Source organism: Arenimonas sp., assembly GCF_047602345.1.
Taxonomy (GTDB): domain Bacteria; phylum Pseudomonadota; class Gammaproteobacteria; order Xanthomonadales; family Xanthomonadaceae; genus Arenimonas.
Genome location: NZ_JASGHN010000006.1, coordinates 80,195 through 95,288, shown reverse-complemented (window position 1 = coordinate 95,288; position 15,094 = coordinate 80,195). Strand labels below are relative to the sequence as shown.

Annotated in this window: 12 protein-coding genes, 2 tRNA genes and 1 pseudogene; 12 read left to right on the top strand and 3 right to left on the bottom strand. The window is 64.8% G+C overall.

Annotated features, from left to right (window positions below; genetic code table 11):
• Window positions 1-3 precede the first annotated feature (3 nt).
• The 6 genes and pseudogenes from QM707_RS04830 to tadA all read left to right on the top strand — a co-directional run bounded on the left by QM707_RS04830 (window position 4) and on the right by tadA (window position 5,988).
• A complete protein-coding gene (locus QM707_RS04830; protein WP_415000731.1) occupies window positions 4-483 on the top strand; it encodes a TRAP transporter small permease in 480 nt (159 codons plus the stop codon).
• Window positions 483-1,754, top strand: a complete 1,272-nt coding sequence (locus QM707_RS04825; RefSeq protein WP_415000730.1) for a TRAP transporter large permease — start codon at window positions 483-485, stop codon at window positions 1,752-1,754. Before QM707_RS04830 ends, QM707_RS04825 begins: the two co-directional genes overlap by 1 nt.
• A gap of 64 nt (window positions 1,755-1,818) precedes the next feature.
• Window positions 1,819-3,276: an IMP dehydrogenase gene (gene guaB, locus QM707_RS04820; protein WP_415000729.1), complete on the top strand. Its 1,458-nt coding sequence runs from the start codon at window positions 1,819-1,821 to the stop codon at window positions 3,274-3,276.
• A gap of 52 nt (window positions 3,277-3,328) precedes the next feature.
• Window positions 3,329-4,897 (top strand): glutamine-hydrolyzing GMP synthase, encoded by a 1,569-nt coding sequence (gene guaA, locus QM707_RS04815; RefSeq protein WP_415000728.1) that lies wholly within the window; start codon window positions 3,329-3,331, stop codon window positions 4,895-4,897.
• An 8-nt stretch (window positions 4,898-4,905) separates the two neighbouring features.
• Window positions 4,906-5,418, top strand: a pseudogene (locus QM707_RS04810) (2'-5' RNA ligase family protein); the annotation flags it as partial.
• A 102-nt stretch (window positions 5,419-5,520) separates the two neighbouring features.
• The gene (gene tadA / locus QM707_RS04805) at window positions 5,521-5,988 is read left to right on the top strand and encodes a tRNA adenosine(34) deaminase TadA (protein ID WP_415001811.1); all 468 of its coding nucleotides are present in this window, start codon (window positions 5,521-5,523) and stop codon (window positions 5,986-5,988) included.
• Here tadA and QM707_RS04800 read toward each other — a convergent pair.
• Complete coding sequence (locus QM707_RS04800) at window positions 5,985-6,467, bottom strand: DUF2721 domain-containing protein (RefSeq protein ID WP_415000727.1); 483 nt, start codon at window positions 6,465-6,467, stop codon at window positions 5,985-5,987. The two genes, tadA and QM707_RS04800, sit on opposite strands and share 4 nt — an antisense overlap.
• A gap of 65 nt (window positions 6,468-6,532) precedes the next feature.
• Between QM707_RS04800 and orn the strand changes: the two genes are divergently transcribed.
• Together orn and QM707_RS04790 are read left to right on the top strand one after the other, a co-directional pair.
• The gene (gene orn, locus QM707_RS04795) at window positions 6,533-7,093 is read left to right on the top strand and encodes an oligoribonuclease (RefSeq protein WP_415000726.1); all 561 of its coding nucleotides are present in this window, start codon (window positions 6,533-6,535) and stop codon (window positions 7,091-7,093) included.
• A gap of 31 nt (window positions 7,094-7,124) precedes the next feature.
• Window positions 7,125-10,034: a two-component regulator propeller domain-containing protein gene (locus tag QM707_RS04790; protein WP_415000725.1), complete on the top strand. Its 2,910-nt coding sequence runs from the start codon at window positions 7,125-7,127 to the stop codon at window positions 10,032-10,034.
• A 12-nt stretch (window positions 10,035-10,046) separates the two neighbouring features.
• Here the strand turns inward: QM707_RS04790 and QM707_RS04785 are convergent, their stop codons facing one another.
• Both QM707_RS04785 and ppsA read right to left on the bottom strand, forming a co-directional pair.
• A complete protein-coding gene (locus tag QM707_RS04785) occupies window positions 10,047-10,922 on the bottom strand; it encodes a mechanosensitive ion channel family protein (RefSeq protein WP_415000724.1) in 876 nt (291 codons plus the stop codon).
• Window positions 10,923-10,929: 7 nt separating this feature from the next.
• Window positions 10,930-13,317, bottom strand: coding sequence for a phosphoenolpyruvate synthase (ppsA, locus tag QM707_RS04780; protein ID WP_415000723.1), 2,388 nt, complete (start codon window positions 13,315-13,317; stop codon window positions 10,930-10,932).
• A gap of 101 nt (window positions 13,318-13,418) precedes the next feature.
• On the opposite strand from ppsA, the gene QM707_RS04775 reads away from it, so the two are divergent.
• The 4 genes from QM707_RS04775 to QM707_RS04760 all read left to right on the top strand — a co-directional run bounded on the left by QM707_RS04775 (window position 13,419) and on the right by QM707_RS04760 (window position 15,025).
• Window positions 13,419-14,240 (top strand): pyruvate, water dikinase regulatory protein, encoded by an 822-nt coding sequence (locus tag QM707_RS04775; RefSeq protein ID WP_415001810.1) that lies wholly within the window; start codon window positions 13,419-13,421, stop codon window positions 14,238-14,240.
• A 104-nt stretch (window positions 14,241-14,344) separates the two neighbouring features.
• Entirely contained in the window at window positions 14,345-14,821 is a 477-nt protein-coding gene (locus QM707_RS04770) for a DUF1249 domain-containing protein (RefSeq protein WP_415001809.1), read from the top strand.
• Window positions 14,822-14,865: 44 nt separating this feature from the next.
• Window positions 14,866-14,941 (top strand) — tRNA-Ala (locus tag QM707_RS04765).
• A gap of 8 nt (window positions 14,942-14,949) precedes the next feature.
• Window positions 14,950-15,025, top strand: a tRNA-Glu gene (locus tag QM707_RS04760).
• Window positions 15,026-15,094: the final 69 nt, after the last annotated feature.

Genomic DNA, 15,094 nt, shown 5'->3' with positions numbered 1-15,094 from the left:
CGCATGCTGAAGCGTCTGCTGACCGGGCTGCACCGCGCCGAAGACCTGCTGCTGGCCGCCCTGCTGGGCGGCCTGTTGTTGTTGGCGCTGGCGCAGATCGGGCTGCGGATCTTTTTCTCCAGTGGCCTGGGCTGGGCCGAACCGGTCAGCCAGATGGGCGTGCTTTGGCTGGCCTTGCTGGGCGCGCTGGGCGCAGCGCGCTCGAATCGCCATATCGCGATCGACGCTTTTCCGCGCCTGCTGCCACCGCTCTGGCGCCGTGCCGCATGGGTTGTCAGCCATATCGCGACGGCGGTGGTCTGTGCGTTGCTGGCCTGGTACGGCTGGGGCATGGTGCAGCTCGAGCGCGAAGCGCCGATGTTGTTCGCCGAGGTCATGCCCAGTTGGGGGCCGATGCTGGTCTTTCCCGCAGGCTTCGGACTGTTGAGCCTGCGCTTCCTGATCAACTCGTTCGCCGAGCCGACGGAGCATGAAGGCCAGTGATGACCGGCCTCGCCATCGTGTTGTTGCTGGCGGTGTTGGGCATGCCGCTGTTCGCGGTCATCGCCGCGATCGCGCTGCTCGGGTTCCATGCCGCCGGTTACGACCTGATCGCCGTTGCCGTCGAGTACTACCGCCTCGGCGACAAACCCGGATTGATCGCGATTCCGATGTTCACTTTCGCCGGCTACCTGCTGGGCGAGAGCAAGACCCCAACCCGTCTGGTGAGGTTGTCGCTGGCCTTGCTGGGCTGGTTGCCCGGTGGCCTGGCCATCGTCGCGATCGTCGCCTGTGCCTTCTTCACGGCGTTTACCGGCGCTTCGGGCATGACGATCGTCGCGATCGGCGCTTTTCTCTATCCGGCCTTGGTCAAGGCGAGCTATCCCGAACGCTACAGCCTTGGCCTGGTGACCTCCTCGGGCAGCCTGGGCCTGCTATTCGCGCCCTCGCTGCCGCTGATCCTGTACGGATTCGTCGCCGGGCAGCTGAATACGACACCGACCGTCACCATTCGCGACCTTTTCTTGGCCGGCCTCATGCCCGGCGCGCTGATGATCCTGGTGTTGAGCCTGCATGCGATGTGGGTGGGGCGGCAGTTGCCGAAGGCGGAGAGCGCTTTCGACTGGGGCGAAGTCTGGGCCGCGTTGAAAGAGGCCAAGTGGGAACTGCCATTGCCGCTTATCGTCCTGGGCGGGATCTACTCGGGCGAATTCGCAGCCAGTGAGGCTGCAGCTGTTACGACACTTTATGTATTCATCGTAACCGTATTGATTAAAAAGGAAATTAGTTTCTCGAAACTGCCCGATATCATGGGCGAATCCATGCGCCTGGTCGGCGCCATCCTGATCATCCTCGGAGCCGCCGGTGCGCTCTCGAACTGGATGGTGGACCAGGAAATCCCCAACCATCTGTTCGATTTCAGTCGCCAGCACGTGCATTCGGCCGGTGCTTTCCTGATGCTGCTCAATGCCGTCCTGCTGATGGTCGGCATGTTCATCGACATCTTCTCGGCCATCGTGATCCTGACGCCGCTGCTGGTGCCCGTCGCGGCGGCGTACGGTATCCATCCGGTGCATTTCGGCATCGTGATGCTGGCCAACCTGCAGATCGGTTATTTCATGCCGCCGGCGGGCATGGACCTGTTCATCGCCGCCTATCGTTTCAAGAGCAATATCCTGACGCTGGCCCGGGCCTGCGTGCCGTTCTTCCTGCTGGTCGGCTTCGCCTTGCTGGTGATTACCTGGGTGCCCTGGCTGAGCCTGGCCCTGCTGTAGTCGGGCTGCGCCGAGGGCCGCCGACCGGCTATAATGTCGCGCTTCCTTTCCCCGGAACCGCACCATGCTGCGCATCCAGGCCGAAGCACTGACGTTCGACGACGTCTCTCTCGTTCCCGCCCATTCCATCGTCCTGCCCAAGGACGTCAGCCTGCGCACCCGGCTGACCCGCGACCTCCATCTCAATCTCCCCATCGTCGCCGCGGCGATGGACACGGTGACCGAGTCCCGCCTCGCCATCGCCATGGCGCAGCTCGGTGGCATCGGCATCCTGCACAAGAACATGTCGCTGAGCGCGCAGGCCGCCCAGGTGGCCGAGGTCAAGAATTTCGAAGCCGGCGTGATTCGCCAGCCTTTCACCGTCGGTCCGGAAACGACGATCGGCGAAGTGCTGCGACTCACCGCGGCGCGCCGCATCTCCGGCGTGCCGGTGGTCGATGGCGGGCAGTTGGTCGGCATCGTGACCAGCCGCGACATGCGCTTCGAGAAGAAGCTCGACGATCCGGTCCGTCACATCATGACGAAGAAGGATCGCCTCGTGACGGTGCGCGAAGGCGCGAGCGACGAGGAAGTCCTGGCGCTGATGCACAAGCACCGCATCGAGAAGGTCCTGGTGGTCGACGATGGCTTCGCACTGCGCGGCCTGATTACGGTGAAGGATATCCAGAAGGCGCGAGACAACCCCGACGCCGCCAAGGATTCGTCCGAACGCCTGCTCGCCGGTGCGGCGGTGGGTGTCGGTGGCGACACCGAGGCCCGTGTCGAAGCGCTGGCTGCTGCCGGCGTCGACGTGGTCGTCGTCGACACCGCGCATGGCCATTCGCAGGGCGTGCTCGATCGCGTGGCCTGGGTGAAGAAGAATTTCCCGAACGTGCAGGTCATCGGCGGCAATATCGTCACCGGCGATGCCGCCCTGGCCTTGATGGATGCCGGTGCCGACGCGGTGAAGGTCGGCGTGGGTCCCGGTTCGATCTGCACGACGCGCATCGTGGCTGGCGTCGGCGTGCCGCAGATCACCGCGATCGGCATGGTCGCCGACGTGCTCAAGGATCGCATTCCGCTGATCGCGGACGGCGGCATCCGTTATTCCGGCGACGTCGCCAAGGCGCTCGTCGCTGGCGCCAGCACGGTGATGATCGGCGGCCTGTTCGCCGGCACCGAAGAAAGTCCCGGCGAGATCGAGTTGTTCCAGGGACGCAGCTACAAGAGCTATCGCGGCATGGGCTCGCTCGGCGCGATGGAGCAGGGCAGCAAGGACCGCTATTTCCAGGACGCCTCGGACGCCGACAAGCTCGTGCCCGAAGGCATCGAGGGTCGCGTGCCTTACCGCGGCCTGCTGCGCAACATCGTGCACCAACTCGCCGGCGGCTTGCGCGCCTCGATGGGTTACGTCGGTTGCGCCGATATCGAGCAGATGCGCACGCGGCCGAAGTTCGTCCGTGTCACCAACGCCGGCACGCGCGAGGCGCACGTGCACGACGTGCAGATCACCAAAGAGCCGCCGAACTACCGCACCAGTTGAACCCCGAGGGAGGCCGAGCGCCTCCCTCGTCTTTTGAGAGTACCGTTCCGCCATGACCGACCTGCACAGCGACAAGATCCTCATCCTCGACTTCGGCGCGCAGTACACGCAGCTGATCGCCCGCCGCATCCGCGAGTTCGGCGTCTACTGCGAAATCTGGGCCTGGGACCACGATCCGGCCGAGATCGCCGCCTGGGGGGCGAAAGGCATCATCCTGTCCGGCGGTCCGGAGTCGACGACGGAAAAGGATTCGCCGCGCGCGCCGCAGTGCGTCTACGAGGCCGGGCTGCCGATCCTCGGTATCTGCTACGGCATGCAAACGATGTCGATGCAGCTCGGCGGGCAAGTGGAAGGCGGGCATCACCGCGAATTCGGCTACGCCGAAGTCGAAATCACATCGGAATGCGCCCTGCTCGACGGGCTGAAGGATCACCCCGGCAGCCCGCCGCGCCTGGATGTCTGGATGAGCCATGGCGACCGCGTGACGCGAATCCCGGAAGGCTTCGAGATCGTGGCTTGCACCGAGACGGTGCCGATCGTCGCGATGGCCGACGAATCGCGGCGCTGGTACGGCGTGCAGTTCCACCCGGAAGTGACGCATACGCGCTCCGGCGCCGACATGTTGCGCCGCTTCGTCGTGGAGATCTGCGGCTGCGAAACGCTATGGACGGCCGCGCACATCATTGAGGACCAGATCGCCCGCGTGCGCGCCCAGGTTGGCGACGACGAAGTCTTGCTCGGCCTGTCGGGCGGCGTCGATTCCTCCGTGGTGGCGGCGCTGCTACATCGCGCGCTGGGCGAACGCCTGACCTGCGTCTTCGTCGATACCGGCCTGCTGCGCTGGAAGGAGGGCGACCAGGTGATGGCCATGATGGCCGAACACATGGGCGTGAAAGTCATCCGCGTCAATGCGGCCGAGCGTTATTTCTCCGCGCTCGCCGGTGTCTCCGATCCCGAAGCCAAGCGCAAGATCATCGGCAAGCTCTTCATCGATATCTTCGAGGAGGAATCTGCCAAGCTGAAGAACGTGAAGTGGCTGGCGCAGGGCACGATCTATCCCGACGTGATCGAATCGGCCGGCAGCAAGACGGGCAAGGCGCACGTCATCAAGAGCCATCACAACGTCGGTGGCCTGCCCGAGTACATGAAGCTCGGTCTGGTCGAGCCCTTGCGCGAACTGTTCAAGGACGAGGTGCGACGCCTGGGCGTCGAGCTCGGCCTGCCGCGCGACATGGTCTATCGCCATCCGTTCCCGGGCCCGGGGCTGGGCGTACGCATCCTGGGCGAGGTCAAGGCCGAATACGCGGAGATCCTGGCTCAGGCCGACGCGATCTTCATCGAAGAGCTGCGCAAGGCCGACTGGTACGACCGCACGAGCCAGGCCTTCGCCGTGTTCCTGCCGGTGAAGTCGGTGGGTGTGGTCGGCGACGCGCGTGCCTACGAATGGGTGATCGCATTGCGCGCGGTGGAAACGGTGGACTTCATGACGGCGCATTGGGCGCATCTGCCCTACGAACTGTTGGACAATGCAACACGTAGAATAATCAATGAGATACGAGGAATTTCTCGCGTAGTTTATGACATCAGTGGCAAGCCCCCCGCCACGATCGAGTGGGAGTGAGGTCGGCGATGCCCGATCTGTTCGGCGACCAGGACCCGATCGACAGCTTGCCGAAAGGCAACGACCGGCTGTTCTTCGCGTTGTTTCCGGACGCGCATGCGGTCGAACAGATACTCGGACTGGCCGAAGAGATCCGATCGCAGGAAGGGATGAAAGGCAGGCCGCTGCTGCCCAATCGGCTTCATGTGACCTTGGCACATCTTGGCGATTTCCACGGCGTGCCGCGGCGCATCGTTGAAATCGCTTACGACGCAGTGGCTTCGCTGGCAGCGGAGTCGTCTTTCGACCTTGCCTTCGACCGGGTCGTGAGTTTCAGCGGTCGTGATCAGAAGCCCCTAGTCCTGATCGGGCGAGAGGGTGTGGAGGCTGTGTCTGCTTACCGCGAGCGGCTCAAGTCGGCGCTGGTCAAATGCGGCTTGAAGATCGACCCGCGATTCAAGCCGCACGTCACGATGCTCTACGACAGCAAGAGCATCGCCGAACGCCCAGTCCAGCCGATCCGCTGGACGGCTTGCGAACTCGTATTGGTGCACAGTCTTGTTGGCAAGACGAAGCATGTGCATTTGAATCGTTGGCCCTTGGTCGGCGCGCGCCAGTCGACGGAGTCGAATGCATTCGAGGCCATGGAGGCCGATCGGCGCTGGATGAGTCGTGCGCTGGCGCTGGCCGAGCGGGCCGCCTTGCACGCCGATGAGGTTCCCGTTGGCGCCGTGCTGGTCGGCCCGGATGGCCGCTTGCTGGCCGAGGCGGGCAATCTCAACGCCGCGAGCAACGATCCCAGCGCCCATGCCGAAATCCTGGCGATGCGCGCCGGCGGCGAAGCGCTGGGCAGCAAGCGGCTGGCCGACTGCACCCTGTATGTGACGCTGGAACCTTGTGCGATGTGTGCCGCAGCGATGGTGCACGCGCGCATCGGTCGCGTGGTTTTCGCCGCGTCGGCGCCCAAGACCGGTGCGGCCGGCAGCGTGATGGACCTGTTGCGCGATCCCCGCCAGAACCACCAGCCCGAGGTGCACGCGGGACTGATGGCGGAGGAATCGGCGCGGATACTGAGCCGCTACTTCAGCGGCAAGCGCGGAACCCTCGACTAGGGTTTCCGCGTCGCGCGATCCTTCTCCAGTTCGCGTTCGATATCGACGTTCAACGTCGCGAGACTGAGCCGCGCCTCGCGCCCCAGCTGGATCGAGGCCCCGAGGACGAGCAATACGCCCAGTACCGCCAGTGCGGTCGGCAGTACATCCAGTCGGTAACCGACGAACTGGTCCACCGCGATCGCCAGGCTCGTTCCGACGAAGGCGCTCATGGCGGCGTACAGCATCTGCAGCGCGCGCAATACGATCTTCGCCCGCAGGCGATGTTGCGAGATCTTGTTCTCCAGCCGCGCGCGTTCATCCGGTCCCGTCAGATGTTGCAGTTCGGCGATCAGTACGCGCATGCGGTCCACCACCCGGGCGAGCCGGCCGTTGGACGAGACGAGCAGGGAGCTGGTGGCCGTCAGGAAGAAGGCGGGCGTGATCATCGCCGAGACGACGGCGTAGTGCTCGCTGTTGAGGCCGAAAGTCTGCGGCATGGGGATTCCGGAAGCGGGGGCGGGCCAAGGTATGATGCCGGCACCCTCGACGGCATGCGAGACCGATGAGCCAGAGCCACCCCGAAAACCTGATCTGGATCGACCTGGAAATGACGGGGCTCGATCCCGACGCCGATTCGATCATCGAAATCGCCACCCTCGTCACCGACGGACAGCTCAATGTGCTGGCCGAAGGGCCGGAGTTCGCCATCCGCCATCCGCTGGCCCGGCTCGAGGCCATGGACGAATGGAACCGCAACACGCACGGACGAAGCGGCCTGTGGGATCGCGTGCTCGCCAGCGACCTGGACATGGCGCAGGCCGAAGCGCGGACGATCGACTTCCTCAGTGCCTGGGTGCCGGCGGGCAAGTCGCCGATCTGCGGCAATTCGATCTGTCAGGATCGCCGTTTCCTGGTGCGGCACATGCCTCGGCTCGAGAAGTACTTCCACTATCGCAACCTGGACGTCAGTACGTTGAAGGAACTGGCCAGGCGCTGGTCGCCTTCCTTGCTGTCCGGGTTCAACAAGACAGGTGCCCACACGGCTTTGTCGGACATCCGCGAGTCGGTGCAGGAGTTGGCATATTATCGGCAGGCGATGGGGCGGCTAGGCGGCCTGCCCTGAGCAGATCTGCATTCGACGGAAGGGAGCGACGATGGTACGGGGCGCCTGGGGACTGTTGCTCTTGCTCGTGTCCTGTCTCGCCTCGGCGACCACGCTCGACGAAAAGCCGCTGTCCAGCTACTCGCGCGAAGTCTGGACGACGCGCGACGGTCTGCCGCACAACCAGGTCAACGGCATCGCGCAGACGCGCGAGGGCTATCTCTGGTTCGCCACCTGGGAAGGCATCGTCCGCTACAATGGCCAGGAGTTCCGCGCCTTCGGCCGGCAGAACGTTCCGGAACTGAAGGACAACGGCATCCGCTCCGTCACCACCGGGCGCAGCGGCGATCTCGTGCTCGGGACCTCGCGTGGCGGCGTCAGCGTGTTGCGCGGCGAGCGCTGGCAGAGCTACAGCACGGCCAACGGGCTCAGCCAGAACGAGATCATGACCGCGATCCAGGACCGTGCCGGTCGCATCTGGGTGGCGACGGAAAGCGCCGGACTCAACCGCATCAGCAATGGTCAGGTGCGGGTCTTCGCCAAGAAGGACGGTTTTCCCGAGGGGGTGATCTACACCCTGCTCGAAGACGGCAATGGCGCGATCTGGGCCGGCACGCGTTACGGACTCGTACGCATCGAAGGCGAACGCATCCAGGTTTTCGACCATACGCATGGCTTGCCGCATGCGGCCATTTTCTCGATCGAGATCGCGCCGCAGGGCGGCCTGTACGTCGGTACGGAGCGCGGCGTGTACGTCGGCGAGAACGGGCGCTTCCGACCGCTGTTGCCCGACTTCCCGGACGAAGCCATTCCGAGCCTCAAGGTCGACGACAGCGGTGAGCTCTGGATCGGCACGGTCAACCGCGGCCTGATGCGCTACGGCCCGCAGGGCCTGGAGACGTTCGACACCTCCAGCGGCTTGCCGAACAATCGCGTCGCCTCGTTGTTCATCGATCGCGAAGGCAGCGTCTGGGTCGGCACCAATGCGGGCCTGCTGCGCTTCGCCGACACGCCTTTCATCAGCATCGACTCCCATGCCGGCCTGACCGACGATTACGTGCGCTCCGTGCTGCAGGACAGCGGCGGCGATGTCTGGATCGGCACTGCGCGTGGCCTGAATCGCTGGCACGAGGGGAAGGTCAGCCGCGCATCGGACTCGGGCTCCAACGACCAGGTGCTGAGTCTTGCGCAGGATACCGACGGCAGTCTTTGGGTCGGCATGTATTCCACGGGACTGCAGCATTGGGTCAACGGCGTGCCGCAGGCCTCGATCACGGCCGAGTCCGGCCTGCCCGGCAATCAGGTTCGCGCCTTGCTGCAGGCGCGCGATGGCGCGCTGTGGATAGGCACGTCGACCGGGCTGGCGCGGCGCAAGGGCGGCAAGATGCAGATATTCACGCGCAAGGAAGGCTTGCCGCGGGACTTCGTCATCAGCCTGCATGAAGCACTGGACGGCAAGATCTGGATCGGTACGGCGAACGGGCTGGCTTATTACGCCGACGGGAAAATCACCTCGATCCGCATCGACAGCCTCGAAGAGGCGCAGGACGTATTCGGCATCCACGAGGACCCGGACGGTACCCTGTGGTTCGCCAGCGATCGTGGCCTCATCCGCTACAAGAAGGGGCAGCTCGCCATCATCGGCGTGCGGCAGGGCATGCCGGTGGACACCCTGTTCCAGGTCGTCACCGACAATTACGGGAATTTCTGGCTGACCTCGAATTCCGGCGTGATCTACCTGCGCCGCGAACAGATCAATTCCGTGCTCGACGGCGGCCGCAAGGCGATCGATTACCAGCAGTTCGCCGAGGCCGACGGCATGGCCAGCGCGCAGTGCAATGGCGGCGCCGGTCCGGCGGCGATGCGCGCGCGCGACGGCAGCATCTGGGTCGCGACGGCCAAGGGCGTGGCCGTCGTCCAGCCCGACCAACTGGCGCGCTATCGCGTGGCACCGCCGCCGGTCGTCATCGAAGGCGTTCGCGTCGACGACAACGAAACCCTGTTGGGCAATGCGCTGGTGCTGCCGCCGGGTACGCGCAAGCTCGAACTCGACTACGTCAGCCTGAGCTATCGCACCCCGGAACAGATCCGTTATCGCTATCGCCTGGAAGGCTTCGACAACAACTGGGTCGAGCGCAACCAGATGCGCCAGGCGCAGTACACCAATCTCGCGCCCGGCAAGTACCAGTTCAAGGTCAGCGCGGCGCTGCGCGGCAGCGGATGGAGCCCGGAGACCGCCACGCTGAACTTCGAGATCCAGCCGCGCTTCTACCAGCGCCCCTGGTTCCTGCCTCTGGCTGGCCTGTTGCTGGCCCTGTTCCTTTACGGCCTGTATCGCGCCCGCGTGGCGAGCCTGGAAGCGCGCGAGCGCGAACTGAGCTCGACCGTCGCCGAACGCACGCGCGACCTGCGCCTGAAGAACGACGAACTCGAGATCCTCAACCAGACGATCCAGCAACAGTCGGAAGCCTTCGAACTTCAGGCACGAACCGATGCGCTGACCGGCCTGGCCAACCGGCGCAGCATGGACGAGCAGTTGGACGCGAGTTTCCGCGCCGCCATGCGCGACAACCAGCCGCTGTGCTTCGGCTTGCTGGACATCGACCATTTCAAGCGCATCAACGACGGCTTCTCGCACGACGTCGGCGACCAGGCCTTGAAGCTCGTGGCGGACGTCATGGCCGGCGAACTCGGCTCCGGCCGGGTTGCACGCTGGGGCGGCGAGGAGTTCGCCCTGCTGTTCGTCGGGCTGGACATCGCGCAGGCGCGCGAGCTGTGCGAACGCGTGCGGCAATCGATCGAACGGATAGACTGCAGCCAGTTCGCTCCCGGCCTGAAGATCACCGCCAGCATCGGCCTGGCCGAACGCACCGGCTTGCCGCATCGCGAACGCCTGGTGTCGCGCGCGGACCAGAAGCTCTACGAAGCGAAGAACGCCGGCCGCAACCGCGTCGTTTCCTGAGGAATCGGCGCCTCAGTCGCCGTCCTGCACCGCGGCCGTCAGCTGCGCCAGCGGCCGACCTTCGGCATCGTGGTGGTAGACGTGCAGATCGCGCTGCGGATACGGAATACTGATGCCTACCTGGCCGAAGCGGGCATAGACCGCTTCCATCAGCTCGGTCTTGACCGTGCCGTGGTCGGGCGCGAACGCCCAGACGCGCAGTTGGAGATTGACGCTGCTTTCGGCCAATTCGGTTACCACGACCGCGGCAGCGGGCTCGGATTTCACCAGCTTGTTTTCCGCCGCGATGGCGAGCAGCGTGGCGCGGGCCCGTGCGATATCGTCGCCGTAGGCGATGCCCACCGGCACGTCCACGCGACGATCGCCACGCGCGGTGAAGTTGGTGATCGGCGCCGCCGTGATCTGGCTGTTGGGCAGGATGATCGTGCGGTTGTCGCCGGTCACGAGCAGGGTCTGGAAGATGCGCACCTGATCGACCACGCCTTCGAGTCCGGCGATCTGCACCTGGTCGCCCTTGCGGAACGGATGCAACACGATGAGCATCACGCCCGACGCGATATTGGCCAGCGAATCCTTAAGCGCCAGGCCGATGGCGAGGCCAGCGGCACCGACGACGGCGAGCAGGGACGTGGTCGGCACGCCGGCGAAATCCAGCGCCGCGATGAATGCGACGATGACGGCGGCCGAATAGGCGACGTTGCGCAGGAAGCTGCGCAAGGTCTCTTCGACATGGAAGCGCAGCATCAGGCGATCGAGCGCCCGTGCCAACACGCGGGCCAACCACAGACCGACGAACGCGATGGCGGCGGCCGTCAGCAGTTTCAGCACCAACTCGTGGCTCAGCGCCGTGGCAAGCAGCGCCTTCAGCCGGGCCATCGTGTAGTCCACGCCGGCCTCAGTGTTTCGCCAGCTTGGCCAGGCGCAGCCAGGTGTCGACGACCGTGTCGGGATTCAGCGAGACCGACTCGATACCCTGTTGCATCAGCCATTCGGCCAGATCCGGATGATCGCTCGGGCCTTGTCCGCAAATGCCGATGTACTTGCCCTTGGCGCGCGCCGCCTGGATCGCCATGGACAGCATCTTCTTGACCGCCGGATTCCGCTCGTCGAACAGGTGGGCGACGATGGCCGAATCGCGGTCCAGACCCAGGCTGAGCTGGGTCAGGTCGTTCGAACCGATGGAGAAGCCGTCGAAGATGTCGAGGAACTCATCGGCCAGCAGCGCGTTCGACGGAACCTCGCACATCATGATCAGCTTGAGGCCATTCTGGCCTTGCACCAGCCCGTTCTTCTTCAGGACCTCGACCACCTCGCGGCCTTCTTCCAGCGTGCGCACGAACGGGATCATCACCCAAGCGTTAGTGAGCCCCATTTCGTCGCGCACGCGCTTCATCGCCCGGCACTCGAGCGCGAAGCACTCGGCGAAGCTCGGATCGACATAGCGCGAAGCGCCGCGGAAACCGATCATCGGGTTTTCTTCGTGCGGTTCGTAGCGGCTACCGCCGATGAGATTGGCGTACTCGTTCGACTTGAAATCGGACAGACGCACGATGACCGGTGCCGGAGCGAACGCCGCAGTGATCGTGGCGATGCCCTCGGCCAGGCGGTCGACGTAGAAGTCCACCGGATTGGAGTAGCCGGCCATGCGTGCGTCGATCTTGCGTTTGGTCTCGGCGTCCTGCTTGCCGTACTCGAGCAAGGCCTTCGGATGCACGCCGATATGGCTGTTGATGATCATCTCGAGCCGCGCCAAGCCGACGCCGCCGTTGGGCAGCATGGCGAAATCGAAGGCGCGTTCCGGATTGGCGACATTCATCATGATCTTGAGCGGCGCTGGCGGCATGTGCTCGAGATCGGTGGTGATCTTCTCGAAGGGCAGGGCGCCTTCATAGATGAAACCGGTGTCGCCTTCGGCGCAGGAGATGGTCACGGCGGCGCCGTCGGCGATCGTGTCCAGCGCATTGCTGGTGCCGACGACGGCAGGCACGCCGAGTTCGCGGGCGATGATCGCGGCATGGCAGGTGCGGCCGCCACGGTTGGTGACGATGGCGGCGGCACGCTTCATCACCGGTTCCCAATCGGGGTCGGTCATGTCGGCGACGAGTACGTCGCCCGGTTGTACACGTTCCATGTCGGCGAGCGAGCGCACGACGCGAGCGGTGCCGCTGCCGATCTTGTTGCCGATGGCGCGGCCTTCGCAGATCACCGGGCCGCGACGACCGAGGGCATAGCGCTCGATCTGGGTGGCGCGCGCGCGCGACTTCACCGTTTCCGGGCGGGCCTGCACGATGTAGAGCTTGCCGGTGACGCCGTCCTTGGCCCACTCGATATCCATCGGGCGGCCGTAGTGCTCTTCGATCACCAGCGACTGTTTCGCCAGTTCCTGCACGTCGGCGTCGCTGATCGAGAACTTCGCCCGCAGTTCGGCCGGCGTGTCCTCGTTGCGCACGCGCTCGCCGGGCTGGTCCGAATAGACCATGCGGATCTGCTTCGCGCCGAGGGTACGGCGCAGGATCGCCGGCTTGCCCTGGCGCAGCGTCGGCTTGTAGACATAGAACTCGTCCGGATTCACCGCGCCCTGCACGACATTCTCGCCGAGGCCGTAGCTGGCGGTGACGAAGACGACGTCGCGGAAGCCCGATTCGGTGTCCAGCGTGAACAACACGCCGGAGGAGCCGACGTCGGAGCGCACCATCAACTGCACGCCGGCCGACAGGAACACGTCTTCGTGCTTGAAACCGTGGTGCACGCGATAGGCGATCGCGCGGTCGTTGTAGAGCGAGGCGAAGACTTCCTTCACCTTTCGCACGACATCGTCTTCGCCGGTGACGTTCAGGAAGGTTTCCTGCTGGCCGGCGAAGCTCGCGTCCGGCAGGTCTTCGGCCGTCGCCGACGAACGCACGGCCACGGCGATCTCGGCAGCGCCGGCGTCGGCGCACATCTTGCGGTAGCCGGTGCGGATGGCCTGGTCGAGCGCGGGCGGCAGCGGCGCGTTCATCACCCAGCCGCGGATCTCGGCACCGGCCTTGACCAGCTCTCCGACATTCTCGACGTCGAGCGTCTCCAGTCGGCGATACATGCGATCGGCCAGCTGGTTGAATTCCACGAATTCCCGATAGGCATCGGCCGTCGTCGCGAAACCGCCGGGTACCGAGACGCCGAGCTGGCTCAGGTGGCCGATCATCTCGCCGAGGGAGGAGTTCTTTCCGCCCACCTGGGCCAGATCGGACAGACGCAGTTCGTGCAGCCACAGGACGTGCTGGAAGGAAGCGGGGGCGCTCAAGTCGGGCTCCGGAGGGCAAGGTGTCGCGGGAGACCGCTATTATCCCGCGCCGGGGCCGGCCAAGCCAATCTGCGGCAGAATGCGCCATTCCGAAACGGGGCCTGCGCATGTCGCGACCAGTGTTCTACATCTCCGACGGCACCGGCATCACGGCCGAAACCATCGGTCATAGCCTGCTGACCCAGTTCGAGGGCGTGGATTTCGAGACCCGCCGCATCGCCTTCGTGGACAACGCCGAGAAGGCGCGGGCCGCCGCCGTTGAAATTCGGGCCGCAGGCGATGCGGGCGGCATCCGGCCGATCGTCATCAATACGGTCGTGGACCAGAGCCTGTCGGCCGTCCTGGCCGAAAGCGGTGCGCTGATGCTCGATGTCTTCATGCCCTTCATCCAGCCGCTGGAGTCCGAACTGGGCGTCAAGCGGCAGTCGCGCGTGGGCAAGGCGCATGGCCTGGTCGATTTCGCGGCCTACGAATCGCGCATCAACGCGACCAACTACGCCCTAACCCACGACGATGGCATCGACCTGGACTATGGCGAGGCCGACCTGATCCTGGTTGGCGTCTCGCGTTCCGGCAAGACGCCGACCTGCCTGTACCTGGCCTTGCACTATGGCGTGAAGGCGGCCAACTACCCGCTGACCGAGGAGGACCTGGAAGGCGAGGGCTTGCCGAAGCGCCTGAAGGCGCATCGCCGCAAGCTGTTCGGCCTGACGATCGATCCGGTGCGCCTGCAGCAGATTCGGCAGGAGCGCAAACCCGATTCGCGCTACGCGAAGCTCGAGCAATGCCGCAAGGAAGTCGCCCTGGCCGAGACGCTGTTCCGTTCGGAGAACCTGCCGTCGCTGAGCACGACGCACACGTCCATCGAGGAAATCGCCAGCAAGGTGCTGGCCCAGCTGGGCATACAGCGCCACATGTTCTGACTGCGGCGCGGTCTTTGAACATAGCGCATCCGGCGGATTTTTTCGCGTGCCGCTGCGGCGATTTTCGCCGAGCGCGTGCGTGCTAGCATCGTGGCGTGAACGCGATGCGACCACCATTGCCGCGCATGAGCCGACTGGCCTGGTTGATGGGCCTGTACGCGGAGAATTACCAGCGCCTGACGTCGTTGTTCGAGTTCTCGCAATTGCGCGAGGGCCGCTACGTCTCGCATTGCCCGGGCGGCCTGGACCTGCTGGTCGATGTCGTGGGCATCCACGCGTACACCTACGAGTTGCGCCTGAGCTATCGCATGCGGGATCCGGTCACCGGGCAGCCGGACCCTTCAGCGCATGTGCGCGTTTACCGCGATGCCCGACAGGCGGAAGCCACCCACTGTTACGTCGGTCGCCGTTGGCAGGACGTGTTGGGATTGCATCCGTCGCCGCGCGTGCTTTTCGGCCATCGCCTGCGGATGAATTCCTTCCTCAACAAGTGGCTCGAATACCTCAAGGCGCAAGGCCACACCGGTCTGGTGGCCTGGTCCTCGGAAGAGCCGGACGAGGAAGCCCTGAGTTGCGCTTGACGGGTCCATAGCCCGCCGCTATCATTTCTGTCTCTTCCTTCGGTGGGGCTATAGCTCAGCTGGGAGAGCGCTACAATGGCATTGTAGAGGTCATCGGTTCGATCCCGATTAGCTCCACCAACACTCCTGTCCCCATCGTCTAGAGGCCTAGGACATTACCCTTTCACGGTAGCGACCGGGGTTCGAATCCCCGTGGGGACGCCATCGCGGCACACGAAAAACCCGGCTTTCGCCGGGTTTTTCGTGTCTGCGCTTCGGCACAATGGGCTGGCT